Source organism: Bdellovibrio reynosensis, assembly GCF_022814725.1.
GTDB lineage: Bacteria > Bdellovibrionota > Bdellovibrionia > Bdellovibrionales > Bdellovibrionaceae > Bdellovibrio > Bdellovibrio reynosensis.
Map to the genome: position 1 here is coordinate 1,229,266 of NZ_CP093442.1, position 24,663 is coordinate 1,253,928.

Annotated in this window: 19 protein-coding genes; 9 read left to right on the forward strand and 10 right to left on the reverse strand. The window is 43.5% G+C overall.

Going from position 1 to position 24,663, the window contains the following annotated elements; translation table 11 throughout:
* Window positions 1-180: 180 nt before the first annotated feature.
* Window positions 181-7,914 (forward strand): Calx-beta domain-containing protein, encoded by a 7,734-nt coding sequence (locus tag MNR06_RS05730; RefSeq protein WP_243539918.1) that lies wholly within the window; start codon window positions 181-183, stop codon window positions 7,912-7,914.
* Between the two features lie 37 nt (window positions 7,915-7,951).
* Window positions 7,952-8,476, forward strand: a complete 525-nt coding sequence (locus MNR06_RS05735; RefSeq protein WP_243539926.1) for a YaeQ family protein — start codon at window positions 7,952-7,954, stop codon at window positions 8,474-8,476.
* A gap of 5 nt (window positions 8,477-8,481) precedes the next feature.
* On the opposite strand, the gene MNR06_RS05740 is transcribed toward MNR06_RS05735, so the two are convergent.
* The 5 genes from MNR06_RS05740 to MNR06_RS05760 all read right to left on the reverse strand — a co-directional run bounded on the left by MNR06_RS05740 (window position 8,482) and on the right by MNR06_RS05760 (window position 14,116).
* On the reverse strand, window positions 8,482-9,387 hold the full coding sequence (locus tag MNR06_RS05740) for an MBL fold metallo-hydrolase (RefSeq protein ID WP_243539928.1): 906 nt from the start codon (window positions 9,385-9,387) through the stop codon (window positions 8,482-8,484).
* Window positions 9,374-9,784 carry an SRPBCC family protein gene (locus MNR06_RS05745; RefSeq protein ID WP_243539936.1) on the reverse strand — a complete coding sequence of 137 codons (411 nt, stop codon included), beginning with the start codon at window positions 9,782-9,784 and terminating at the stop codon, window positions 9,374-9,376. Before MNR06_RS05745 ends, MNR06_RS05740 begins: the two co-directional genes overlap by 14 nt.
* 86 nt (window positions 9,785-9,870) lie before the next feature.
* Window positions 9,871-10,788 carry an NADP-dependent oxidoreductase gene (locus MNR06_RS05750; protein WP_243539938.1) on the reverse strand — a complete coding sequence of 306 codons (918 nt, stop codon included), beginning with the start codon at window positions 10,786-10,788 and terminating at the stop codon, window positions 9,871-9,873.
* Window positions 10,789-10,936: 148 nt separating this feature from the next.
* A complete protein-coding gene (locus tag MNR06_RS05755; protein ID WP_407933209.1) occupies window positions 10,937-12,061 on the reverse strand; it encodes an MBL fold metallo-hydrolase in 1,125 nt (374 codons plus the stop codon).
* A gap of 108 nt (window positions 12,062-12,169) precedes the next feature.
* The gene (locus MNR06_RS05760; RefSeq protein ID WP_243539942.1) at window positions 12,170-14,116 is read right to left on the reverse strand and encodes a methionine--tRNA ligase; all 1,947 of its coding nucleotides are present in this window, start codon (window positions 14,114-14,116) and stop codon (window positions 12,170-12,172) included.
* A gap of 197 nt (window positions 14,117-14,313) precedes the next feature.
* Between MNR06_RS05760 and MNR06_RS05765 the strand changes: the two genes are divergently transcribed.
* The 5 genes from MNR06_RS05765 (at window position 14,314) to MNR06_RS05785 (ending at window position 18,581) form a co-directional block, all read left to right on the forward strand.
* Window positions 14,314-14,859 (forward strand): cell wall hydrolase, encoded by a 546-nt coding sequence (locus MNR06_RS05765; RefSeq protein WP_243539944.1) that lies wholly within the window; start codon window positions 14,314-14,316, stop codon window positions 14,857-14,859.
* Window positions 14,859-15,443, forward strand: coding sequence for a hypothetical protein (locus MNR06_RS05770; protein WP_243539946.1), 585 nt, complete (start codon window positions 14,859-14,861; stop codon window positions 15,441-15,443). The genes MNR06_RS05765 and MNR06_RS05770 overlap by 1 nt, the downstream gene beginning before the upstream one ends.
* 46 nt (window positions 15,444-15,489) lie before the next feature.
* Window positions 15,490-17,190: a sensor histidine kinase gene (locus MNR06_RS05775; RefSeq protein WP_243539948.1), complete on the forward strand. Its 1,701-nt coding sequence runs from the start codon at window positions 15,490-15,492 to the stop codon at window positions 17,188-17,190.
* Window positions 17,191-17,199: 9 nt separating this feature from the next.
* On the forward strand, window positions 17,200-17,628 hold the full coding sequence (locus tag MNR06_RS05780; protein WP_243539956.1) for a hypothetical protein: 429 nt from the start codon (window positions 17,200-17,202) through the stop codon (window positions 17,626-17,628).
* A gap of 92 nt (window positions 17,629-17,720) precedes the next feature.
* On the forward strand, window positions 17,721-18,581 hold the full coding sequence (locus MNR06_RS05785) for a hypothetical protein (protein ID WP_243539957.1): 861 nt from the start codon (window positions 17,721-17,723) through the stop codon (window positions 18,579-18,581).
* A 6-nt stretch (window positions 18,582-18,587) separates the two neighbouring features.
* Here MNR06_RS05785 and MNR06_RS05790 read toward each other — a convergent pair whose 3' ends face one another.
* From MNR06_RS05790 to MNR06_RS05810, 5 genes are all read right to left on the reverse strand, one after another.
* Window positions 18,588-19,112 carry a gamma-glutamylcyclotransferase gene (locus MNR06_RS05790; protein WP_407933210.1) on the reverse strand — a complete coding sequence of 175 codons (525 nt, stop codon included), beginning with the start codon at window positions 19,110-19,112 and terminating at the stop codon, window positions 18,588-18,590.
* 60 nt (window positions 19,113-19,172) lie between these two features.
* Window positions 19,173-19,829, reverse strand: a complete 657-nt coding sequence (locus MNR06_RS05795) for a DUF6629 family protein (protein WP_243539968.1) — start codon at window positions 19,827-19,829, stop codon at window positions 19,173-19,175.
* Between the two features lie 104 nt (window positions 19,830-19,933).
* Window positions 19,934-20,893, reverse strand: a complete 960-nt coding sequence (locus MNR06_RS05800; protein ID WP_243539970.1) for a bifunctional helix-turn-helix transcriptional regulator/GNAT family N-acetyltransferase — start codon at window positions 20,891-20,893, stop codon at window positions 19,934-19,936.
* 291 nt (window positions 20,894-21,184) lie between these two features.
* Window positions 21,185-21,859 carry a hypothetical protein gene (locus MNR06_RS05805; RefSeq protein WP_243539972.1) on the reverse strand — a complete coding sequence of 225 codons (675 nt, stop codon included), beginning with the start codon at window positions 21,857-21,859 and terminating at the stop codon, window positions 21,185-21,187.
* 132 nt (window positions 21,860-21,991) lie between these two features.
* Window positions 21,992-22,831, reverse strand: a complete 840-nt coding sequence (locus tag MNR06_RS05810) for an SDR family oxidoreductase (protein WP_243539973.1) — start codon at window positions 22,829-22,831, stop codon at window positions 21,992-21,994.
* 108 nt (window positions 22,832-22,939) lie between these two features.
* Here MNR06_RS05810 and MNR06_RS05815 point away from each other — a divergent pair, with 108 nt between their 5' ends.
* Window positions 22,940-23,836 (forward strand): LysR family transcriptional regulator, encoded by an 897-nt coding sequence (locus MNR06_RS05815; protein ID WP_243539981.1) that lies wholly within the window; start codon window positions 22,940-22,942, stop codon window positions 23,834-23,836.
* A 137-nt stretch (window positions 23,837-23,973) separates the two neighbouring features.
* Window positions 23,974-24,633 (forward strand): peroxiredoxin, encoded by a 660-nt coding sequence (locus MNR06_RS05820; RefSeq protein WP_243539983.1) that lies wholly within the window; start codon window positions 23,974-23,976, stop codon window positions 24,631-24,633.
* The last annotated feature ends 30 nt before the right edge of the window (window positions 24,634-24,663 follow it).

Genomic DNA, 24,663 nt, shown 5'->3' on the forward strand with positions numbered 1-24,663 from the left:
CGTCCAGATGTAAAGGCTCAAACAACACCAGTGTCTTAATTTAAGAATATTTACCTGCACCCCCATAGTAAAAATGCGAGGACTCACTCAAGGTAAACATTTGTAAGAACTAAATAAATTCCAAAATAAATTCCTGTAAAGATACTAAACATTCCGTAGGATTCCGCCGAAGAGACGACTATGATGTCTAAAGCCAGTTCGTATTTCATACACATCACAACTGCTCTATTTGCTTTGTTATTAACAAGCTGTATGGACGCAACGCTGGCTCCTCTATTAAGCGAAAATCAAGTCATGAGAAAAATCACAGTGGAATCTGGCACTGCTGTGTCCCTTGATGAAGGTATTGGCCATCAAATTACCTTAAGTATTGAGACTCCGGTTGTTCCAGGCGTAACTCTTAAGAATGAAGATCTGGGTTGGACTTTAAATGACGAAAACGGTGACTTTGAAGCGTCAAATGGAACACTTATTGTACAGCCGGGGGTCACTTCGATTAGCTTCATCATCAAAGCGACTCGTGATGCTGAAATTGAAAGTGATGAAAGTTTTCAGCTTCGCTTCACTGGCGAGCATTTCGAAAATCTTGATACAAACCAAATTTCATTCGTCGTAAAAGATAAAACCACGCGTGCGAAAGTAACATCTTCAGCAAGTCTTGATTTTGGTCCGCAGCTTAAAGATACGGTGGCTGAAAAATCTCTAACTTTTTCAAACTCTGGGGATGCGCCAGCACAAGGATTCACTCTCGGCGCGTTGTCGGCTCCCTTTGCATTTAAGGGTGGAACTTACCCTGGTACTGGCGGCACTTGTTCGGGAACATTAAATGGCCATGCTTCATGTACGGTCGTTCTTACTTACAGTCCAACAGAGGTAAATACCCATTCGCAGAATTTAACTTGGAACTACACAAACCCGGACCTTGCCGACAATGATAGCTTAGGCATTTCTGGTTTGGGAGTGGAAGTCGCTGCTGTTCTAGGCGGTCGTCCTGCAGACCCAAGCAACGTGAATGATCTAGATATTACGGTTTCTGGTACCAATGTCACTCATTACCGCTACAAAGTCGGGCCGCAAGCAAGTACGGATTGTACAGTGGCGACGGGTTATTCTTCTGAAACTGCGATTAGCACAAAAATCGTGGATGATCTTACTTCGCTAGCGAATCAAAATTTAAAAATCTGCGCGGTCGGAAAAGATTCTAATAATTTCTGGCAACCATTCACAGCCGCAACAAGTTATATTTGGAACTTCGACACAATTCGCCCAAGCGTTGTGATCAGCCAAAAAACAGGACAAACAGATCCGACGAATTCTTTGCCAGTAAACTTCTCTTTAGTTTTTAGTGAAGCAATTGCTGAATCATCTTTAACTGATTCTGACATAAGTTTTACAGGTTCTGCTTTAGTTAGCAGCCACACATTAACGAAAATTGATAGTACTCACTATGACCTCACTGTTTCTGCCGTTGATAACAATGGTGTGATTCAGCCAGTGATTAACTCTGATAAGTTTTCTGATCTTGCTGGAAATCATAATACCGTTTCCACGGCGAGCGACAATCAGGTAACTTATGATACGGCCGCCCCTGCTCTTCCAAACGCCCTAACTTGGTTACAGTCTTCTCCGTCTAAAGCAAGTCCTGTGACGGCGCAATGGACGCTTTCAACTTCAACGGACATAGCTGATCAAAAAATCCAGTTCTATAAGGATGCGAGTTGTTTACTTTTAGAAGGCTCAGCCATTTCACTAGCGACTTCGGCAACCTCTCGCACTTTCTCTGGAGCGGATGGTGAAACTTATACCTATAACCTCACCTTGATTGATACTTCAGGGAACGTCTCTGTATCTGCCTGTTCTACAGCTTTAGTGTTAGATCGCACAGCACCGACGGTGGCTTCGTTTAATCCTGCAACGAGTATTCGCTCAAGCTTACCGACTTCTGTAACTGTAAACTTTAGCGAAGACATGCTTTCCACCTCGATTGAAAATTTAAGTAACTGGGCTATCACTTGTTCAGGTAGTGGATCGGCGTCAGTGGCAGGAGTGTCTGCTGCTTCAACGACGTCAGCTGTAGTAAATTTAACTGTGTCAGTTGCGCCAGCCAATGCAGAAATTTGTACATTGACTGCAAAAGCGACTTTGACTGATTTAGCTGGCAATGCGCCGTCTGCAGCTGGAACTGTTTCTTATACACTAGATTTACCGGGTACTGTGGCGTCAGTGACTTCTTCTTTAGCTAATGGAAGCTACAAAGCCGGTCAAGTAGTACCGGTGTCAGTGCAGTTTAGCGAAAACGTGACTGTGGCAAGTGGCTCTCCGCAACTTTTAATTGAAACTGGATCTACAGATCAAATCGCTACTTATGTCAGCGGCAGTGGATCAAATACCTTAATCTTTAATTATACGGTTCAGGCTGGAGACAACTCTTCAGATTTAGATTATGAATCAGCGAATTCCCTGTCCTTAAACGGAAGCACTATTAAAGACAGCTTTGGAAATGACATGATTTTAACTCTGCCTGCTCCGGGTGCAACTGGTTCTTTAGGTGCTAATAAAAATATCGTGATCGATACTCAAGCCCCAGATGCCTTTTCTATCTCAGGTGTTACTGGTGGCACTGATGCAACCGAAGATGAATGGCTGACGAATGGCTCGACCGCGACGGCTCATTGGGTCGCAGCGGCTGGTAGTACGCAGTATACTGTAGAGATCCGTAACAATGATGCTTCAGCTTCGGTCTGCGCTGAACAGACTGTGGCGACGACATCTTATACATTTGCAGGCTGTACCTTAGTAAATGGCACTCAGTACACTTTAAGAGTTGCCGCGAAAGACGCCGTTGGCAACTCGACAGCGGCGACGAATAATGATTTTGTCTTTAACGTAAATACATCAGCGGTGATCGCGACAATCACGGGACAACCGACTGGTAAAACCAACCAAACAACACTTAATATTGACGTGGCCGGTGCTGATATTCAGACCTATCGTTATAAGGTCGGCGTTGCAGCCTCTACCAACTGTGCTGATGCCACTGGTTATTCAGGTGATATCGCCGCGGCTACGAATATTACTAATTCCGTGAGCGGATTAGGTAATACAGACATTAAAGTCTGCGTGATCGGTAAAAACTCTGCTGCTGTGGAGCAAGCTTTAACTTCAGCTACTAGTGTCACTTGGACTCAAGATTTAGTGGCTCCTACTTTGACTATCAATCAAAAATCAGGTCAAGCAGATCCAACAAATACTTTACCAGCTGAGTTCACAATCGTTGCTAGTGAAGCCGTAACCAACTTTGCAGTTGCAGATATTACCCAATCAGGAACTGCAACAGGCATCACATGGTCACTCACCACTTCAGACAATATCACGTGGTCTTTAAAAGCAACGGCCATCACTGGCGCTGGGACGCTTATTCCTTCGATCACTGCCAATAAACTGACGGATGTGGCTGGTAATAACAACACAGCAAGCACTAGCACGGATAATCTAATTACTTATGAGACTACTAAACCGTCGTTAACTATCAATCAGGCTTCTGGCCAAACGGATCCAACCAACACCTTGCCGATTGAATTCACGATCATCTTTACGGAAGCTATAAATCCAAGCACTTTCGTTGCTGCGGATATCACACAAGGTGGTACAGCTTCTGGTATCACTTGGACTTTATCGACATCTGATAATATCACTTGGACACTGCAGGCAACCGCAATCACGACGGCAGGAACTTTGATTCCTTCTATTACGGCAGGCAAAGTCAGTGATCCTGCTGGCAATACGAATAATGCATCTACAACTACGGACTCTACGGTTACTTATGATATCACTGCTCCAGTAAATGCAGCGTCTCTGGCTTGGCAGCAGACAACTCCGACGAATACGACGTCACTTGTAGCCCAGTGGACTAAATCAACCAGCAGTGATCTAGCGTCACAAAAAGTGCGTTTCTATACCGGGGCTGCTTGTAACACGTATACTGGTACTGAAAACTCTGCTTCAAGTTCCGCAACGACTTCAAATTTCACTGGGACTAACGGCAATACTTATACATATCAGGTTATTTCCACGGACACGGCAGGAAATTCCGTCACTTCGGCGTGTTCTAGCGCATTAGTAATCGATACCACCGTACCAACCGTAACCAACGTCACTTCAAATAAGACAGACGGCGCTTACACAGTGGGCGAAGTTATAGATGTTCGCATCACCTTTAGCGAAAATGTGACTGTCACTGGCACACCGGTGATCGCATTAAACACGACTCCTGCCCGTTCGGCTTCCTATGTGTCTGGATCTGGCACTTCCACATTAGTATTTAATTATACGGTGGTAGCGACTGATACTGCTGCCGACCTAAACTATGCGGCAACGACTTCATTAACTATTCCTTCTGCTACTATTAAGGATGCGGCAACAAATAATGCCACCTTAACATTACCTGCCACCGGCGCTGCGGGTTCACTTGGTACAAATAAAAATATCGTTATTGATACGACGGCACCAAGTATTACTGCGTTCTCGGTAACGAATTCAACGCCAACGAACAGCACAACATTTAATATCACTTCTACAGTCAGTGGCTCCCCTGCAACTTATTGTATAATGGAAAATAGTACGACCGTTGCATCGTGCACTTGGACGGCGGGTGCTACATTGCCTGCGACATTCACAGTGAGCACGGTGAATGAAGCAAAAACTTTGTATGCGTGGGTGAAAGATGCCGCCGGTAACGTTAGTAGCATGGCAAGTTCTGCTTCGATTACTTTTGATAATACTCCTCCGACAGCGACTCTTTCTGGACAACCTACTGGCAGCAGCTCGAAATATGCCTTAAACATCGATGTCAGTGGCAGTGGTGTTGTCGGCTATAAATACAAGGTCGGCGTATCAGGATCCACAGATTGTTCTGTGGCGACGGGCTATTCCGCTTCCGAGGTCGCTTACACAGTGAACATCACCGATAATATTTCTGCCTTGGCTAACGGCACTATAAAAGTGTGCGTGGTGGGTAAGGATGCTGCCGGTAACTGGCAGACCTATGCGACGGCGACGTCTGCAACGTGGACTAAAAACTCTCCGGCAATTCAATTTACGGCGACGACATCTTCTGTTTCTGAATATAACGATCCTACTCATAACGTGGCTGTCAGCATTCCAAGTGCTGTGGATGTGGCGGTCTCGGTATCTTATACATTCTCAAATGGCTCGGCTCCATCTGCGACAATGAGCAATGACTATACGGCAACAAACGGGACTGCGACGATTGCGGCTGGCAGTACAACAGTTAATATCGCGATTCCAATTCTTGATAACACGACGGAAGAAAACTCTGAAACTTTCAAACTCACTTTAAGTTCACCAGTCGGTGGATCGCTGGGTACGAACACTGTGCACACAGTGACTATCACTGATGATGAAGCGCCACCGTTAGTAACTATTCAAGACGTTTACGTTTCCGAAGGAGCTACAACAAACTTAATGGCCACCCTATCGCATCCGACGGACAAGGGTGCCGTTGCTATTAATTGGACAAGAGACACTTGTACTGGCGTTGATTGTGCGACGGCTGGCACTGATTACACAATGGCTGTGACTTCAGGAACGGCTTCAGTACCGTCAGGTTCAACGTCCATCACATTCGGAAGTCTAACTACGATTGATAATGCGGCAGATGAGCTTTATAAACGCGTTCCAATTAAAATCACCAGCATCACCGGTGGTACATCTTATATTTCTAACGCGGATATTTTTATTAGCGACAATGACAGTCCTGCAGGTAAGGATGCTGTGGCTATTGGTGCCGGCGACAATCACACTTGCGCGATGACTAGCAACGGAAATGTTTACTGTTGGGGTTTCAATGGTAACGGACAACTTGCGCAAGGTAACTATTTACCTTATTCGTCCCCACTTCTGATGTCTCTTGCGGCACCGGCCACTGCAATGTCGACGGCTTACAATAACGTCTGTGCGATTCTAAATACCGGTGCCTTATATTGTTGGGGTCAAGGAAATCACAATACTTATCCAGGTGCGGGTTTAACTGGAACAAGCAGTACTAGCAACAGATGGACTCCGACCTTGGTAACTGGGATGAGTTCCGGTGTTACTCAAGTCACTGTCGGTTACATGAATTCCTGCGCAATTCAAAACGGTGCTGTGTACTGTTGGGGTGCTAAAGAGTTCGGAATTCTTGGTGATCCAGCGACTGTATCTTCGACGACGGCTCCCGTGGCCATTCCAAGTTTAGCAACAGGCGTTACAAAAATATCTAAGGGTCAAACCCATGCTTGCGCGATCAAAGCAGGAACTTTGTACTGCTGGGGATATAACACCAATGGTGAAGTTGGAGTCGGTCATATGACTCTAGTTCCGACCCCGACTGCAGTCCCAGGTCTTGGCACGGTTACTAACGTGTGGACTGGCTATTACGGCACTTGCGCTAAGAATAGCTCAAACCAAGTCTATTGCTGGGGAAACAATGCCGACAATCAACTTTTAAGTAATAGCACATCAGATCAATCATCACCGGTATTAATGACAGAACTTGCTGGTGCTACTGATATTTATTACGGCATTCAATTCTGTGCGGTTCTTAGCGGTGACCTGCACTGTAAAGGCAAAAACTATTTTGGTGAAGGTGGTATCAATTCACCTACCGGAGTTTCTAACATCCCATTAACTCCAGTTGTTAATGGCACTGGTGGAGTCACGGCGGTTGCGGGATCAACGGGTGCTCACACTTGCTTTATTCGAAATAGCCAAGTTTATTGCACTGGTTTTTCAGGCTGGGGTCAGCATGGTGATACGCAACCACTGCAATCCAATGCCCATGTGTTAAGTCCTAAATTTAGCGGTGCAAGCAGTCTTTCGATCTTCGTTGAACATGCCTGCGGTATTTTCAGTGGCGCAGTGAAGTGTCTAGGAGATAGCAACTACTCTAAGACCGGAAATCTTTTAGTCGACAGGATATATCAAGTAGTGACTCAGGTGAAAAATCTGACTTCTGGAGCTACTAAGGTTGTAACTTCAAACACAGGAAGCTGTGCTATTGTTTCTGGTGCAGTTCAATGTTGGGGACGCAATTATCTGCGAGGATCAAGTTCAACTTCAGGTAATCCAGCAATCCCTGCCGGATTGTCGACAGGTGCGACGGATATCGCGGCAAGCTTTGGTGATGTCATGTGTGCCATTGCTTCTGGTAAACTGTATTGCTGGGGCAACGTCGACATCATTCCATTCTTTGATATGGAGATTGGCACTTATTATACGCCCGTGGAAGTCACTGCGGCAGGTTCTGATAACGTGAGCGTGCGAATGGGCCGTTATCACGGTTGCGTATTAAAAACAGACAAAACTGTATGGTGCACAGGCTACAACCTTCATGGTCAGTTGGGCCTGAACGACAATACGGATCGTATCAGCCTAACTCAAGTGCCGGGTCTTACCAATGTTGATGAAATCTCGGCGACAAACTATGGTGCGTGCGCCCGCATCGGAACGACTTCAATTAAATGTTGGGGGCAATACCCAGGCAATGGTAGTTCTAGCAATCAAAAAGTTCCTGTGAGCACAGGAACATGGACTAACGTTACGAAACTTGTTGGTGGTAACTACAACCATTGCGCTATCCAAAACGGAGCAGCTTCTTGCTGGGGGTTTAATCGTTATGATCAACACGGGAACAACGATTATTTGACGAACGAATATCATCATTCTCCGACGCTTTTAAATTCGCTAAATGCTGTTGGCACGGTCACGGACGTTGAAGCGCGAGGCACTAACGGTATATGCGGAAAAGTCGGAACTAATTGGTATTGTTCTGGCATCGATACTAATAGCGAGCTTGGCACAAGTCGTAAACCGTTCAGATTGGCGCCAGTTTCCATGGGACCATTCCCGAATTAATCTTGCATGCCTTTATTAAAGATCATAGGTTGAGGGCATGTTATATCGCTTTCAAATAGATTTATCTGACGTGGATCGTGGAGTTTACGAAACTTTGGATTTCCGCGTAGCCCAACACCCGTCTGAAACTTATCCCTATATGTTAAGCCGAGTCCTTGCATATTGCTTGGCTTACGAACAGGGCCTTGAATTTAGCCCCGGAGGCTTAGCTGATCCTGAAGCCCCTGCCCTTCGCAAACTGGGTCTGCACAATTCAATAGATCTATGGATCGAGATTGGAAATCCATCAGCACGCAAACTTCATAAAGCAAATAAGACAGCAAAACAAGTGATGGTCTTTACTTATAAAAATCCCGAAGTTTTACTTACTGAAATAAAAAATGGCGAAGTCCATCGCGCCGAAGACCTTAAACTTTATTCTTTCGATCCGAAGTTTTTAGATACTGTTGCCGATAAAACCGATAAAAACAATCGCTGGGCAATATTAGTTCAAAATGGACAAATGGATCTGACCATCAGCGAACAAACATTCACGGTCGAAATCACGACGGTAAGCATCTAAGAAAGCTACTGAATCCACTTCGGGAAATACCCTAGCGTGTCTTGCACTTCTGCATCGTGCGCTGGGATGATTATTAGGGACTTATCTTTTTTTGCAACTTCGCGAACTTTTTCGATGGCTTCCATGACTTTTTCACGATTGCGATCGACGATTTTTGAAGCGACAAAGAATTTATGTTTCCCTAATTCAATGGCGCGCGCGGACCACACTAAATCACCGACTAGAAAGTAATCTTTCGTTTTGGTATGAACAAAAACTCCCATAGAGCCTATAGAATGCCCTGGCAGCGGTACTGCGACCACAGTTCCATCACCAAACACATCGTAACTTTGATCAAAGCCGCGATAAGCTTTATTAGACCAATTAAAATTACACCACTTCAAATCTGCATGGGAAAACTGGGAAGGAAAAGTCGCTGCGGCCCTGCGATCAGTAAGCTCTTTCATTTCTTCATCTGGTACTGATACGCACACTCCAGGTAAAAAGTCTTCTAGGCCACTGGCGTGATCCCAGTGCACGTGGGTGAGATAGATTTTTTTAATCTTTTCTTTAAGCTCTGCTGGAATCTGATCTATAGCAGCCTTAGTTTCTTCATATGAAAAGAAAGGTTTTGCCCAAACCGGCATATCTTTTTTGAATTGCTGATCAATATTTTTCCCCAGACCCGTGTCTAAAAGAATCACATCATTCCCATGGCGAATTAAAAAAGCAGAATGATTTAAGGTCATTTTTTTACTGATGGCGCCGCCCTGGATTACTAAGGCTTCTTGGGTTTTAGCCGTCCCCGTGCGAACAATCGAAAATTCAATCTTTGTTTCTTGGTTCGCACTTATTTTATTTGCAGCAAAAGAACTAGAACCAACAAAAACAAATAAAACAAATAGAGCTTTCAAACCGTTAGTTTCCTTCAACGTACTTCTTAAAATTATTCAAAATCGCCTGCCACCCGTTTTTTTGCATCTCTTCCGGGTTCATTTTTTCTGCATCAAAAATCGTGGTGACCTTGGTATTCCCACCAAGATCTTCAAATGTCGTCGATGCCACGCGGCCATCTTCCATGGTGTAGGTGATTTTCTTTTGATCGACGATTTCATTGTAAATCGCCGTGAAATCAAAACCAAAGCTTCCGTCTTTAGCTTCCATTCTTGCAGAATACTTTCCACCGACACGCAAATCATTTTCAGCCCGTGGGCATTGCCAGTCATCGGAAGCAAAATTCCAATTTTGAATATGCTCTGGCTTTGTCCAATAAGACCATACTTTTGCAGGGGCCGCGTGAACGGTTGCTTCAATTTGAATTTTAGCCACAAGGACTCCTTTTAAGAATAAAAGTCACAGAGTTGATTTTTGACCTTTAAAAGCCATTAATCAACTCTGAACTTAACGAATTATTCCTATTGAACATGAATAACGACTTTACCGTGGGCTTTACCGGTTTCATTAAGTCGTTGGGCCTCCGCAGCTTTTTCTAAAGGGAGCACATCGGAAATTCGCACCTTTAATTTTCCATCTGAAACCAATTTAGCGATGGCCGTTAGATCTTCTGAGTTTTGATTGGTTAAAAAATATTTTCCCTCAACCCCAGTTTCTTTGACTAAGTTTTCCGGCGGCTGGGCTACGGTGCTTACTATAATTCCGCCCTTCTTCACGCACTGAAATGAACGCGTCAGGGTGTCACCGCCAACAAGATCGACAATAGCGTCAAGATTGCTGCAGGACTGTTCAAATTTTTGCGTTTTATAGTCGATGACTGCAGTGACTCCCAGGTCCCTTAAAAAGGACTCGTCTTCTTTTGCTGCAGTTCCATAGACAGTAATCCCATAGGACTTTGCCACTTGCACTGCAATCGAGCCCACAGATCCAGCTGCACCATGAATTAAAACCTCTTTTGCTCCGCGCGCTTGAATATGATTTGTGATAATTTGATAAGCCGTTAGCGCAGGAGTCGGCAAAGAAGCAGCCAACTCCGTGCTTATCCCGGCAGGAATTTTTGCAATATGATTCACATCGCTGATAGCATATTCTGCATAGGCCCCTTGAGTGAATCCAAAAACTTTATCACCTTTTTTATAGTCTGTGATCCCACTTCCAACTTCGGCCACTTCGCCTGCGAAGTCATAACCCATTGTCAGAGGAAAATTCATGGGCATAATGTCTTTCATGTAACCGCGACGAACCTTCCAATCAAATGGGTTCACACCCGCATCGAAGATGCGAACTAATATTTCATTATTCTTAGGCTTAGGATTTTCAACATTCTGAACTTTAAGCTCATCGGCTTCGCCGTATTTTTCGATTTGCACTGCCTTCATCGGCCCCTCCTGAAGTTAAAAAGTGACCTATTCTAAATAAACCGTGGCGCTTCGAAGCTCACTACTGCTTCGAAAAATACATTTAATTTTTGAAAACTCAGCGGGAAAAAGACCTGCTAACTAACAGCTCCTTTGCGATCACGGCGAATTATTTCTTTTGATACCAATTATGATTGATGAAGGGCTTACCAAATTCAAACCACTCCCCTACTTCGGGAGTAATGACTTCGGCGTTTTTTGATTTAGCAGCGGATAGCGTGCGTAAGATCGGCTCTTCCCAAGCATGATAGGAAAGATCAAAGGTGGCCCAGTGAACCGGAAGCATGATTTTCGCTTCAAGATCTTTGTGGGCTAGGACCGCTGATTCTGGATCCATGTGAATATCAAGCCATGTTTCACCATAGGCGCCGACTTTCATAAACGAGATATCAATGGGTCCATATTTTTTACGGATGTCAGCGAAGTGACCAGCGTATCCCGTGTCGCCACTAAAATAAACCGAGTGATTGGGGCTTTTAACAATCCACGAAGCCCATAAGGTTGAATTATCCATCGCTTTACGACCAGAATAATGGCGGGCCGGAGTACAAATAATTTTTAATCCTCTAAAAGTAAACTCGTCCCACCAATCCATTTCATGGATTTGCTCGGCAGGGATTCCCCACTTTTCAAGATGGGCACCCACACCAAGACCCACAAAAAAATGAGTGGCTTGTTTTGCAAGATACTTTACCGTCTCCATATCCAGGTGATCATAATGGTCATGGGAAACGACGACAAAATCGATTCCTGACATGTCATTCAAGGGAATAGGCGTCGGATGAAAGCGTTTAGGTCCCACGCTTTTGAATGGCGAGGCTCTTTCTGAAAGTACCGGATCCGTCATAAATCTAACGCCATCCATTTCAGATAACACCGTCGCATGTCCGAACCAGTTCACTCGAAATCCTGGTGCAGCAGCCTTTTGCAATGAATTAGGATGAATCTTATTCACGGGAATTTCAAACTCAGGTTCACGCACAAAACCCTGACGATAAAGTTTAAAATTCTTTATCAACGAATTATCCGTGTTTTGTTTCGGACTATTTTCAAAGCGCCCGTCTTGATACTCAGGGGAGCTTTTCATGCGCTCTAAACGCCGGCCTTCAAATGATCCGCCGAAGGCAGGCATTCTAAAAATAAAAAACGCGGTGACGGCTAATAGCAGAATTAAACCGACAAGGATAGAAATGGCAATGATGATTCGTCTTTTGATCTTACGCTGGATAGTCATTGTTGAAATGATATTTTGATGACCGTAGAAAGCAAGTATCCGTTCAAACAACAAATAAAAAACCCGAACACAGTGTTCGGGTTTTAGGGTTTTTAAATACAATTGGAACTATTCAGCAGCAGGTTCTGCGTCCTTTACTGCTGGGAAGTAAATTCCCTTTGGTCCAATCTTATGACCAGCAGGAATCCCCGTTCCTAATTCTTCTGCGCGCAGCGAACTTTCTGGAAGATTCAAAGACTTTCGTAAAGCATCCACAGTCTCTGGCACGAATGGCGCTAGCATGATCATCAAGTTCTTTAAAACATAGAAACATGTGAACAAGGCATCTTTACGTTCTGCTTCATTAGCACGGTCATCATGGGGTTTATACTGAGTGAATAACGAGTTAATTTGTCGCGCATAGTTTTCAACTTGCCCCAACAAAATAGCATAATCGCCTTTTTGCATTGAACGTAGATACATCTGCACAAGCTTCACGGTTTCAGCTTCGGCCTTACCTATCAATTTACCTTCAGGAACAACGCCATTGAATTTACCGTTACAAGCTGAAATCGGTTTTTCAAATGCCGCGTTCATTGGACCCGCCAAGAACTTGTTACGTTCAGCGAAATGCTCAAAATCAAAGTTCGAAGCTTTCACAGGCAAACTTAAAAGAGCTAAGTAATAACGAACTTGATCCGGCGAATAACCCATCTCAATCAGTTGATCACCGCTATAGAAATTGCCCTTAGACTTACTCATCTTTTCGCCATTCACCATCAAGTGATAGCAGCTTAGGATTTCAGTCATTTGCAAATCACCTTTAGCAGGCAACGCCAAAGCATTGTCCTTGTGACCAAGCCACATTGCCCCTTGCATGATCACGTAAAAGAAAACGTTATCTTGCCCAAGGAATTGCACCACTGTCGCTTCCGGATCACACCAGAAGTCTTTATACATTTCAGGCGCGCGACCTGATTGCTTTAAAGCCACTTGCGTAAACACGATAGGCGCAATCAAAGAATCCGGCCACACGTAAAGTGTTTTACCTTTCATCTCTGCATCAAGTTCAGAAGGAACTGGAATACCCCAAGATACGTCGCGAGTGATGGGACGATATCCCCACTTGTCAGTTACAGATGAAGGGATGCCAGCAGCTTCCAAAGTCGCTTGGGCTGTCGCCAAATCCGCTTTTGAATCAAACAAGCACTCTACCTTTTTACCCGCCACATAGCGAGATTTATGCTTAGGCAAAGTTGCTTTGATTTCTTTATATTTTTCTTCAAATTGATTTTCAAAGCGGCAGCCGATTAAAACTGTGTTCGTCACTTCTTGCACAACAGCTGTGCGCCATGCTTTTTGTTTGGTGTCGATCCAAGTTTTTAAAGGATCGGCGACCTTCCACATATCAAGCCACCAGTGAGCGGTGTCTTTAAGCTCTGGCTTAGCATCACTTAATTGGCTGCGTGGATTTTGCAATGTGCTTGGATCAAATTGCGTACCGCAGGCATCACACTCATCAGAGTAAGCTTCGGTGTTACCACAATTAGGGCAAGTGCCGCGAACGAAACGGTCTTGAAGGAAACGATTCATCTTTGGATCGTACCATTGCTTGGTAATACGTTTTTCTAAAAGACCGTTTTTAAAAAGACGACGCAAGAAATCTTGCGAGTAAGCTTCATGCAAAGGATAAGTTTCAGGACGAGATGTGCCCGTGAACACATCCGTTTGGATGGAATACTTTTTTAGAGTCTCTTTTTGTTTTTCGTGAATTGTATCGATGAACTCACGAATTGTTTTTCCAGCTTGCACCGCCGCCACTTCACTGGTGGACCCGTGATCATCGTTGCCGTTTACGAAAAGAACATTTTCTGCACCAATTAACATACGCATCCAACGAGCGTAAATATCAGCAGGCACGTGGGCTCCGGCAAGGTGTCCTAAGTGCAAAGGTCCATTCGCGTAGGGCATCCCCGCAGTGACCACCACCTTTTTAGGCTTCTTAAACATTGAAAGAACCGACTTAACATCTGATGGTGGAGCGAACTTATTTTCTGGCTTTGATCCCGGCTGCATATTTACCTCTAAAGCGTTTAATTTAGCTAAAATACAAGAAGGTGGCAATGACCGACGGACATTTCCTTAAAGCTCTCAATGCGCCGTATCTATTCGATTTTACTGATCTTTACCACCCCACCAGAGCTTTCGACCAAATATCCTAAATAAACTCAAAACTTCTACCGAAAGTATTTTAGGTTGTTAGAATGGAATTTATGAAAATACAGATCGTTGCGACATTGTTCATAGGCTTTTCTTTTTTTAGTTTTAATGCAGAAGCAGCACCCATCACCTGTAACGCTAGACAGTCCGCGACGACTTGTCTTCTGTGCAATTGCTATCATGAAACTCGTGGTGAATCCCGTGATGGCATGGTTGCGGTGGCAAAGGTCGTTCTATCAAGAGCGGATTCTGGGGTTTTCCCTAGCAGTGTCTGTGGAGTGATCTATCAACCCTATCAGTTTAGCTGGACCCAAGACCGCATTCGCAACAATATTAATGCAACTACTGTAGATGATAAAAAGGCATTAAATGAATGCAAAGGCGCTATTACTACTGCAAATAATGAAGGAGCAAATGGCGTTCTTTATTATTATAATCCCAGCATAGCAAGCCCCGCATGGGCTCGCCAATTCAATGATTGCGGCCCCCTTGGAAATCATGTTTTTATGACTCCTAAAGGAACAGCCTGCCCTAGAAAACTAGGTGCTTCAGGGATCCGTCCTCGTCAAAGACCTGCTAACAGCAGAGGGGTTCGATAATGAAATCAGTACTAGCACTGTTACTTCTTACATCAGTTTGCAAAGCCGCACCTATTTCTATATCTGCAAATGGTTCTGCCGAAATTAAAATCAGCAATGGTGAAGCAGAGGTTTCACTACCAGCAGAAGCAAAAGCCGCTTTAAAAACTTGGAACCCTGAATTTGTGGTTTTCAACGTTAAAGACTACAGCAAGTCTGTTTTAGATCTTTTTAAAGACATCGATCCAAAGGCTGTTCCGGTAGGCTTCATTGCGGATCTTGATGCAAACGGCGAAAAAGACGTGGTGCTTTTAGGTGCAGACCTACGCCATCAATACGCTGTTGCTTTATTAAAAAAGAATAAACAGTGGACGCCAGTGAAAGTTTATTCATGGACTTTGACTGATATCAGATCCACGTCTTTGCCTTCTGCTTCCGACCCTAAACAAAAAGAAATTGGAATTCCAATCTACGTTCTTCCAGCACAAGGGGAACATGCTAAAAAGCTTGCCAATAAAACCGGTATTCAAGTTGAAACCTATCTTGGAGCAGCCGAAGTTTTTGAAATAAAAGACGGCAAAGCTGTGAAGTTTGTTGTTAAGTAGTCCAAATAAGGGTACGACCTTCGTATCCCTTATTGTGGAGTGAGTTTTGCGGCCAACCAAATCAAACGAACAAGTGAGCCCGAATAAGTTTTGGCAGAAGCAATACCAAAACATTTTCATTTCACTGTGCTTGATTCTTGTCGTCTCAATCCTTTTTGCCCTCGCAAACATATTTGCTAAGAATTCTTTAAGCCTTTATTTATCAATGGGATTCATCGTCTTAATCCCTATCTTCGCGTGCTATGGCTTAATGGTGTTTAACTGTGCACGCAACGATCTGCAGACTGCTTCTGAAGAGTACGAAAAAGTTTTAGCAACACTAAAAGAAGTCGAAGATTCCCAAGTCACACTGGATCGCTTTATGTCAATTTCAAGCGACCTCATGGCAGTGGCTGGTACAGATGGAAAGCTTAAAAAAGTCAGCGCTTCGTTAATTAAAACTTTGGGCTTTAGTGAGGAAGAACTTTTAAGTCGTCCTTTTTTTGAGTTCATTCATCCAGAGGATCGCGAAGCGACGAAAAAAAACATCGAACTTCTACACCTGGGATTTCGTTCGATTGGTTTTGAAAATCGCTATATTACGGCCCAAGGCACTTACCGCATTCTAAGCTGGAGTGCGGCGGCAGATAACGAAGTTGGCGTGCGTTACGCCTCTGCCCGTGATGTCACCGATGAACGAGATTTTCAAATACGCATGCAACAAGTTATCGATGCGGCCCCAGTTTTATTGATCGTTAAAAATCGTGATGGCCAAATTACTAACTGCAATACTGCGTTTGCTTCGTCATTAGGGCTGCAGCGTTCGGTACTGATTGGTAAAAAACTGGAAGATTTTTTAAGTTTGACCCATGCCGACAACAGCCATTTAAAAGACCTAGAAGTTCTTAGCTCTGGAAAACCTATTACCTATGAAGAGTTGTTAATGAATAACGGTAAAGACGAGTGGCATCTTGCCACCGTCTACCCTATTCGGGATCAATCGGGCGATATCGTATCAATCGGTAAAGTCGCATTGAACATTCATGCCCAGCGAACGTTGACTAAGCAAATTGACGTAGAAAGAAGTCGTGCGATGTTAAACGCAAAGCTTGCTTCTATCGGTGAACTTGCGGCGGGCATCGCCCACGAAATCAATAATCCCTTGGCGATCATTGAAGGACAAATGTCTTTATTAGATCGCCACATGAACGAACCCGAAAAGTGGGCGCAAAGATCTGCAAGCATTAAAAAATCAGTTTCTCGCATCAGTCATATCGTTAAAGGGCTTAAACATTATTCCCGAACCAATTCGACCCGAGTTAGAAAGCTTGAATCCTTAGCGCATATTATTTCTGAATCATTAATTCTAACTGAATGGAAAGCTAAAAAGTTTGCAGTCACATTGAATGTCGAACTTAATACGGTCGAAATGATTCACTGCGATCCGATTGAAATTGAACAGGTTCTGGTCAATTTGATTAATAATGGCATTGAAGCAGTAAAAGAAGAACCGGTGCGCGAACTGAAAATCGAGCTGAATAAAGAATCTGACAGTCTTATCGTTCGTGTGATTGATTCAGGCCCAGGCCTATCCACTGAGACCGAAGAAAAAATGTTTGATCCTTTCTTCACCACGAAACCCGTCGGCGAAGGCACTGGTTTGGGTCTTTCCATTGCTAAAGGCATTGTCGACAGTCATGGTGCATCCCTTAGTTTAAATCGACACAATCCGGGAACTTGTTTTGAAATCCGTTTTCCTCAGCAGTAAGCTGCGACAATGAAAACTTTTATTTTTGCTATTGCCTGCTTTGTTCTTACCTCTGAAGCTCAAGCTGTTGAAACTTTTCACCTGCGCTGCCGTGGCGGAGGCAATCATGAATTTCAACTTTATGCCCAAGAATACGGAAACTGGCTGACGATGCATTTTAAAAGATCAAAAACAACTTACATCGCCCCTGGCGAATGTAGCTGGGATGATCGCCCTGTCAGAACTGATGAGCCCAGCAGAGTTTGCCAACACTCAAGCTATCCCACTGGTAAATTCAACATTTCCTTTTTTGCTCGCTACAATCAGCCGGCGGTGTTGTTACCAGTGACAGAAAACGTCAAATGGATTCGAAAGATGGGCTATGATTACGCCTACCAATCTTTTTATGTGGCAAACAATCCAGCACTGCAATGTTTAGATATTCACGCCTTTGATTAGGGTCTAGGACTTCATAGTCACGCACTGACTTCCTGATCTTGAACTGCTAGCCTAATTTCATGACGATCAGGAACCTAAGCTTCTTTTTTATTGTGTCTACGATTCTATCTTCACGTGCTTTTGCAATCGGTTATCCCGAATCAGCAGCCTTTGAAATGTCTATGGAGGCTGCAGGACAAATTCTTTCTTCCCCCGCCCTACCAAGTTTAGATAACGACGGAAAATCCCTTTCCCCACTTGTTGGGACAGTGAAAATGGAAGGGATCAGGGAAGAAGGAACTCTTGCTAATGGCGATCCATTGATCGTCGAAAATTCAGGGACAGTCACGGGTCACGTTGCTGGTTTGACCTTCAACTATTCTGGCAAAGGTGACTTAGGTTTTTTCGGAATGCTTGGTTATAGCAAAGTGCAAGGTGAAATGTCTTCAACCGTAAGCACGTTTGCCTATACAACTGATGTGCGCGACATATCTGCACAAAGCTTGGTGGGAGCGGCTGGATTAACCTATCGTCTGATTGGTGATGACAAATCCACCTTCACATTAGGGGTTTTCGGTGGTCCTGCGTTTATAAGCTCTGAAGCTTCAGCCAACATTCACCATGATACGGGCATCACCAAAGTGACAACGAAACCCAATATTTCAGGAATGTATTTTGGATTGCAGCTGGCGTTTCGCTTTGGCAAATTCCGCATCAACCCTTATCTAAATGCCCTAGGTAACTCGGATCCGCAATGTATAAAACCAGATTACTCTGGGGCTGACTATGCCGTCGGAGAATACAATCGTTGTGACGATGGCACCCCGGGGGTCACGACCTTTGCGCTGATTGGTGGAAGCGGGATCAATATTGGTTATGGTCGGTTTCAATTTGGTTTAGTACAAAGTGGCGGGACTGGAACACAGTCCCTGAAAACCACTCCATTGATGTTGTCTTTCCGCGCAAGTCTTTAAAGATTCTTATTTGGCTTTTGTGGGTAACGAATCCACATAAGTCTGTGGCAGTCCAGACGCTTTTGCGCCGCGAACCAGAGCTTCAAGGTATCTATCACTTACAGGACCATCAAGACTTTGACGGCTTGGCGAAGTCACAAATACGGTGGCTTCAAATTCTTTTCCGTCGACTGTCACAGTTAAAATTTTTTCTACTGACATTCCTGTCACAACACCTTCTTTGTGTTGAATGATAGGCCATTCTTTCGCCGGAATTTCAAACAGTCTTCCGAAGACAGAGGATCCTGTTTTTTCCGTCAATCCTGCCACACGACCGCCCCACCAGCGTGAAGGGAAATCAAAAATCAAATCAACACCTTTTGCTTCAGCCACTTGGCCTTCTGGCAATTTAAAAAATTGATAGCTGTGTTCTTCGGCCCAGATTTCAAAAGCCTGACGATCTAAAACACCAGAGTAAGCAAAATAGAGTCTGCTTCCGCCGTCTTTAATTTGATCTCGTGCTTGCATCACTTTGCCATAATGAGCGTCCATACTGATTCCTTTGCTATTCATTCTTTATGTATCAGATTTTTGCTTTTAAAACGAAGACTTTTACGCAATTCTTCCTCTTTGCACCCACAGCACATTCCAAGCGATATAAAAGCTGATTAATGCTGCAAAGAAGCACCAAATCGAAGTGCTTGCTTCGCGGTTAACGATGGCAGCGACCATCATTCCTAAAAATACTAATACACCGGCTATTTTCACTGTGCGCAGACTTGAAACGAAGAAGGGTACTAAAGTGGGAATATCGTAAAGAAGAAAATCAAGACTGGCGGGCCAGAATCTTCTGACATTGTGAAAAGTGTACCCCAAGCTATGGCCTGTTTGATAGGCATGAACTTCTGAAGCAGAAAGAACCCAAGCCGCCAAACAAGACACTATTAGGCCCATGATCCCAATGGCTTTTAATATCCTTTTTCTTTTTTCGTTTTGCTCTATTTGATAAAGCGACCAGGGTAACCAGCTTGGCCAGATCACCAAAGCGACCGTCACGAAAAGAACACTGCCAATATGCCCCAGAAAGGCTGCAGAATCGGTTCGTAGCGTTTGCCACACGATTCCCTCAGCCGCTTGTTGGATGCCAAATAAAAAAGGAATCGCCGCGATCATCCTTTGTTCTTTTAATTTGTTTTTTAGAGTGGTGATGGTGCCGGTCGCGACTAAAACTGTGGCGGCACCATAACTGACTGTCGCTGAGAAACACATAGGTCGCCTCCTGCTTTTAAAAACAAAAGGCATTTTAAAAATAGACTTCAGAAAAAATCACGCGGCTTAAAGTTAAATTTCGTAAAGGTTACGAAAAGAAAACCTTAGTTCCCCGTGTTTAATCTTAGTTCCATCTGAATATTGCAACGTTCATAGGGAGTAGGTGGTCCCACCACTTTTTTAAAACCTAATTTTTCGTAAAGTCGAATGGCAGGCTTTAAGATCGTATTACTTTCTAAGAAAAGACGATCCGTTTTTAATTCTTCCGCTTTTTCAATGCACGCTTTACCAAGTAAGTATCCGATGTTTTTCCCTTGGGCTTTTGGTGAAACAGCCATTTTGGCTAATTCAAAACAATTCAGGTCATCGCGTTTAATCAACGCACAAACTCCAACCGGTTCCCCGTTTAGAGTGGCTACAAAGATCGCCCCGCCCTTGTCCAAAATGTAACCTTTGGGATTTCCTAAAGCGTCACGATCCGGCTGTTCCATTTTAAAATATTTAGAGATCCATTCTTCATTGAGTTTAAAAAAGGCCTCTTTGTATTTTGGCTTATAGGATTCAATTTTAACCGAGATGGATTCCCGCTGCTTTTTCTTTTCGATGACTCGTTCTAATAAAGACTTCTGCGCTAAGAAATATTCCCATTCTTCGATAGCGGCCCACAGATTGTGAGTGGTTTGGGCAGAGATTTCTTCAATTGCAGCGCCTACATCCTGAAACTGATCAGAGATATTGTTGGCGATCTCTTTGCCTTTTTTTGATAAAGAAATTTTAGTTTTTCTGCGGTCCTTTGGATCGGTCTTTTCTAAGACAAGGCCGGCTTTAGACATTTCGGCCAGGATTTTGCTGACGGAGGCATGGGAATGACCAATATATTCTGCAATAGCCGTAACCGTACTTTCACCATCTGAAGATAAAACATAAAATACGGGGAACCACTTGGGCTGAAGAGCGTTGTCGTACACCTTATAAATCTGTGCCGCGTCTTGAGTTATTTTATCCCCAAGAAAACGTATCCGTGTCCCCATCGCCATTTTGCCAACTTGATCAAAGAATTTCATGTCGGCCTTTATGTAACTGGTTACGTAACCTGTCAACCAAATTTTTTCGCCCTTGCCATTTTTAATAAGCCTAATAAAATTATTTAAAATAATTAAAGGAAGCTTATGGACGGAATCGGAAAAACATCACTGCTGGTCGCTGCCATGCGTGCGGTAGAATCAAAACAAGCCTGACGTCGAAAGCCGCTTGTTCACCGACCCGTTCGCTGAAAAATTGGCGGGCGCTGAAGGTTTTGCCCTTTTAAATAAAGCCATTGAAGCTTCAGGGGATCAGCCAGCCTAAGTTATAGATTATTTGCCAATCGTTCCCGGGATACCGTCTAACATGATACCGATGGTGAAATAGGAACCCGACAGATCTACTTCATCCATGTTTGCGCTTACTGAGCCTGCACGGGTGAATCCAGAAACTTTATTTATTTCCATTCCACCTTCAAACATAAGGTATAACTGTTTGTAACCAATACCAGCGGAAACTCCGTAAGCGGCGTAAGGAGTTGAAAACCAACCTTCCGCTTCTTTTCTTGTGTATTCACCATCTTGGGTTGCAGACTTGACTGTGACGGTGGTATTCGTGCCCCCGAATCCTGCGAAAGCATCTACACGGAAAATACCTTCACGAAGTATCGGCACACGTCCCACCAAAAGAACACCGTCTTGATCAATTTTGGTACTGTATTCAGTAATAATGTTATCCGTATCTTCAGTGTTCGTTTGAGAGTGTTTAGTATATCGAACGCCAAAGTCTAAATACTTAAGAACAGGATAAGTCACCTCAACCCCGAACTGCATCGCAGACTCAAACTTTTTAATGCCTTGTGCTTCAACAGCTGTGTTGAGTTGTTCAGGATCAATCGTAGAATTTCCGAAAAAAAATCTAGCTTGCACCGGAATCTCTTTAGCCTCTGAAATATTGGTTTGAACGACAAAAGAAAGAAAAGCTAAAAGCCCTAAGCGATACTTCATTACTACCTCACCTTATCTGTTAAGTATGGCTTATTAAAATTCTGCATCAAGTTTATATACAGAAACTGACACACTTGCCGGACCAAGGTTGATAAGACCTTTAGCTTTCACCTCTACATTCGCCTGTGAAGTTTATACCCAAGATGATCGATATTCTTTGGCGTAATTTTTCATCGTGCGCGGCTCACGACCTAAGATTCGCTTCACTCCGTCAGTAATTCCCGCATTGTAGCCTTCTTTTAAAAAACCTAAGATCATCAATAAAAAGTCAGAATAGTCTTCAGGCATTCCTGCGACGAAAAAAGCTTTTTTAAGTTCCGCAGGTTGAATTTCAGAATAAACAATCTTTTTGCCTGTAGCTTCTGAAATCAGCGCTGCAACTTCATCATGATTTAAGGCTTCAGGTCCGGTGATATCAAAAGCTTGATTATTAAATTCATCACTTATTAGTAACTTTGTAACCACATCAGAAATATCTTTGGCGTCGATAAAACTAGTTTTGGCTGTGCCCACAGGTAAAAGTATTTTTCCGTGCTGCTTGATCCCCTCAACCCAGAAAGTATTGAAGTTTTGCATAAACCAGTTAGGGCGAACGATGTTATAAGCCAAACCTGATTTTTCTAATTCAATTTCAGCTTTGCGAAACGGGGCCGTTTCAACAGCGTTAGCACCCATAGCAGTCATTAAAACAACTTTTCTAAGACCACGGCGTTTCGCTTCTTGAATCAGCGGCGACAACATTCTGTATTGATCGGCGTATCCCGGAGGAGAAAGTAAAAAGGCACGATCCACACCTTCAAAGGCTGAATTGATGCCTTCGCCAGTAGCTAAATTTAAATAAACGGAATTTTCACCGCTCGCTTTTTTGCTGGTTGCAGATTTAACGGTGTAACCTTGAGCTTTTAATGAACTTCCGACCTCAGAACCTACAGTGCCTGAAGCACCAATGACTAAAACAGTTTCTTTTTTCATAAATGACTCCTTAATGAACACCTCTAGTATCTCTCATCATCGCATTGTTGATAAGAGGCATAAATTGAAATACACTGTTTCCGTATAGAAACAATAGGGGGGTCCCTTATGGATTTACAATTGACTCGGATCTTTGTTAAAGTCGTACAAAACTCTAGTTTTTCAAAAGCAGCGGAATTACTAAAGATCCCGAAATCCACGGTCAGTAAAGCTGTCACTGCCTTAGAAAATAACACTGGAACTAAATTGCTTTTACGAACAACCCGCAGCTTGACTCTGACCCCTGCGGGAAAAGCTTTTTATGATTCATGTGTCGGCCCTATCCAGACCTTAGAAGATGCGCAGCGATCGTTGCATGGTCAAGACAGTATAGTTTCTGGCTTGATTCGTATTACGGCTCCAGAAGATTTAGGTTCTCAAGTCATCGCCCCCACCATTGCCCGTCTTGGGCAGACTCACCCGGCTTTGAATTTTGAACTAGTTTATACCGATGAAGTTTTAGATTTAGTCAAAGAGGGATTTGATTTAGCCGTTCGAATTGGCAAGTTAACTGAAAGCAGCCTTAAAGCCAAAAAAATTGGCGAAATCGTTCTAGTACCGGTGGCTTCGCCAACGTATCTAAGAAAAAAAGAAAAAATCCGCGGGCCGAAAGATTTAGAAAATCATGATTGTTTAACTTTGAACGACCCCAATTTGATATCAAAGTGGAGCTTAAAAAATGAAAGTAAGACAGCGCTGTTAAAAATTAAGCCACGTATTTCAAGTAACCAAATGACCAGTCTTTTAAATATGGCCATTGCTGGGGGTGGCATAGCCTTGGTCCCGAAATTTATTTGCCGCCAAGCGATCGAAGATGGAGCGTTAGCTTATGCCTTGCCTGGCTGGAGCAGTCCCGGTTTACCGGTGCATCTAGTTTCACCCCTTTCAGTTAGTTCATCGGTAAAATTAAAAATGACAGCAGAACTTTTATTCACAGAAATTCGTGGGGCCTTAAATTCAAAATAATTTTTCTTGAGTCCATATAACTACCAAGTAATACATCACTGTTACAGTGAGAGCATACAAAGTTTTTCCCATTGTTTTCAGTGATGACTCCACTCAAAGTAAGTTCACCTAATTTAACAACTTTAGAGGAGCTTATTATGGCTTTAAGAATAAATTCCGAAGCACCTAACTTTATAGCTGAAACCACCCATGGCAAAATCACTTTCCACGATTGGATTGGCGATGGATGGGCGATTTTATTTTCACATCCCAAAGACTTCACACCTGTTTGCACAACTGAACTAGGTTGCATGGCTAGAATGAAGCCTGAGTTTGACAAGCGAAATACAAAAATCATCGGTCTTAGTGTCGACCCTATTGATAATCATGCAAAATGGGCTAAAGACATCGAAGAAACCCAAGGGGCGGCAGTCACGTTTCCTATGATTGGTGATGCAGATTTAAAAATTGCAAAAGCCTATGATATGCTGCCAGCTGAAGAACAGCCTTCGGCAAATCGAACTCCATCAGACAACCAAACCGTCAGAAATGTATTCATCATTGGACCTGATAAAAAAATTAAAGCGATGTTAGTCTATCCGATGAGCAGCGGCAGAAATTTTAATGAAGTTTTAAGACTTTTAGATTCTTGCCAACTTACGACGAAATACACAGTAGCCACACCAGTCAACTGGCACCCCGGCGATCAAGTGATCATTCCGCCATCAATTTCTGATGAGCAAGCTAAACAAAAGTTTCCACAAGGATGGAAAACATTAAAACCGTATCTGCGTATCGTAGACCAACCTAAAAACTAAAGACTGAAAAAAAACCGAGTTGCAAGACTC

Excerpts from the sequence above, each read along its gene's own strand:
- MNR06_RS05730 (WP_243539918.1), top strand. The coding sequence starts at position 181 with ATGATGTCTAAAGCCAGTTCGTATTTCATACACATCACAACTGCTCTA.
- MNR06_RS05735 (WP_243539926.1), top strand. The coding sequence starts at position 7,952 with ATGTTATATCGCTTTCAAATAGATTTATCTGACGTGGATCGTGGAGTT.
- MNR06_RS05750 (WP_243539938.1), bottom strand. The coding sequence starts at position 10,788 with ATGAAGGCAGTGCAAATCGAAAAATACGGCGAAGCCGATGAGCTTAAA.
- MNR06_RS05755 (WP_407933209.1), bottom strand. The coding sequence starts at position 12,061 with ATGACTATCCAGCGTAAGATCAAAAGACGAATCATCATTGCCATTTCT.
- MNR06_RS05760 (WP_243539942.1), bottom strand. The coding sequence starts at position 14,116 with ATGCAGCCGGGATCAAAGCCAGAAAATAAGTTCGCTCCACCATCAGAT.
- MNR06_RS05765 (WP_243539944.1), top strand. The coding sequence starts at position 14,314 with ATGAAAATACAGATCGTTGCGACATTGTTCATAGGCTTTTCTTTTTTT.
- MNR06_RS05770 (WP_243539946.1), top strand. The coding sequence starts at position 14,859 with ATGAAATCAGTACTAGCACTGTTACTTCTTACATCAGTTTGCAAAGCC.
- MNR06_RS05780 (WP_243539956.1), top strand. The coding sequence starts at position 17,200 with ATGAAAACTTTTATTTTTGCTATTGCCTGCTTTGTTCTTACCTCTGAA.
- MNR06_RS05790 (WP_407933210.1), bottom strand. The coding sequence starts at position 19,112 with ATGGACGCTCATTATGGCAAAGTGATGCAAGCACGAGATCAAATTAAA.
- MNR06_RS05795 (WP_243539968.1), bottom strand. The coding sequence starts at position 19,829 with ATGTGTTTCTCAGCGACAGTCAGTTATGGTGCCGCCACAGTTTTAGTC.
- MNR06_RS05800 (WP_243539970.1), bottom strand. The coding sequence starts at position 20,893 with ATGAAATTCTTTGATCAAGTTGGCAAAATGGCGATGGGGACACGGATA.
- MNR06_RS05805 (WP_243539972.1), bottom strand. The coding sequence starts at position 21,859 with ATGAAGTATCGCTTAGGGCTTTTAGCTTTTCTTTCTTTTGTCGTTCAA.
- MNR06_RS05810 (WP_243539973.1), bottom strand. The coding sequence starts at position 22,831 with ATGAAAAAAGAAACTGTTTTAGTCATTGGTGCTTCAGGCACTGTAGGT.
- MNR06_RS05815 (WP_243539981.1), top strand. The coding sequence starts at position 22,940 with ATGGATTTACAATTGACTCGGATCTTTGTTAAAGTCGTACAAAACTCT.
- MNR06_RS05820 (WP_243539983.1), top strand. The coding sequence starts at position 23,974 with ATGGCTTTAAGAATAAATTCCGAAGCACCTAACTTTATAGCTGAAACC.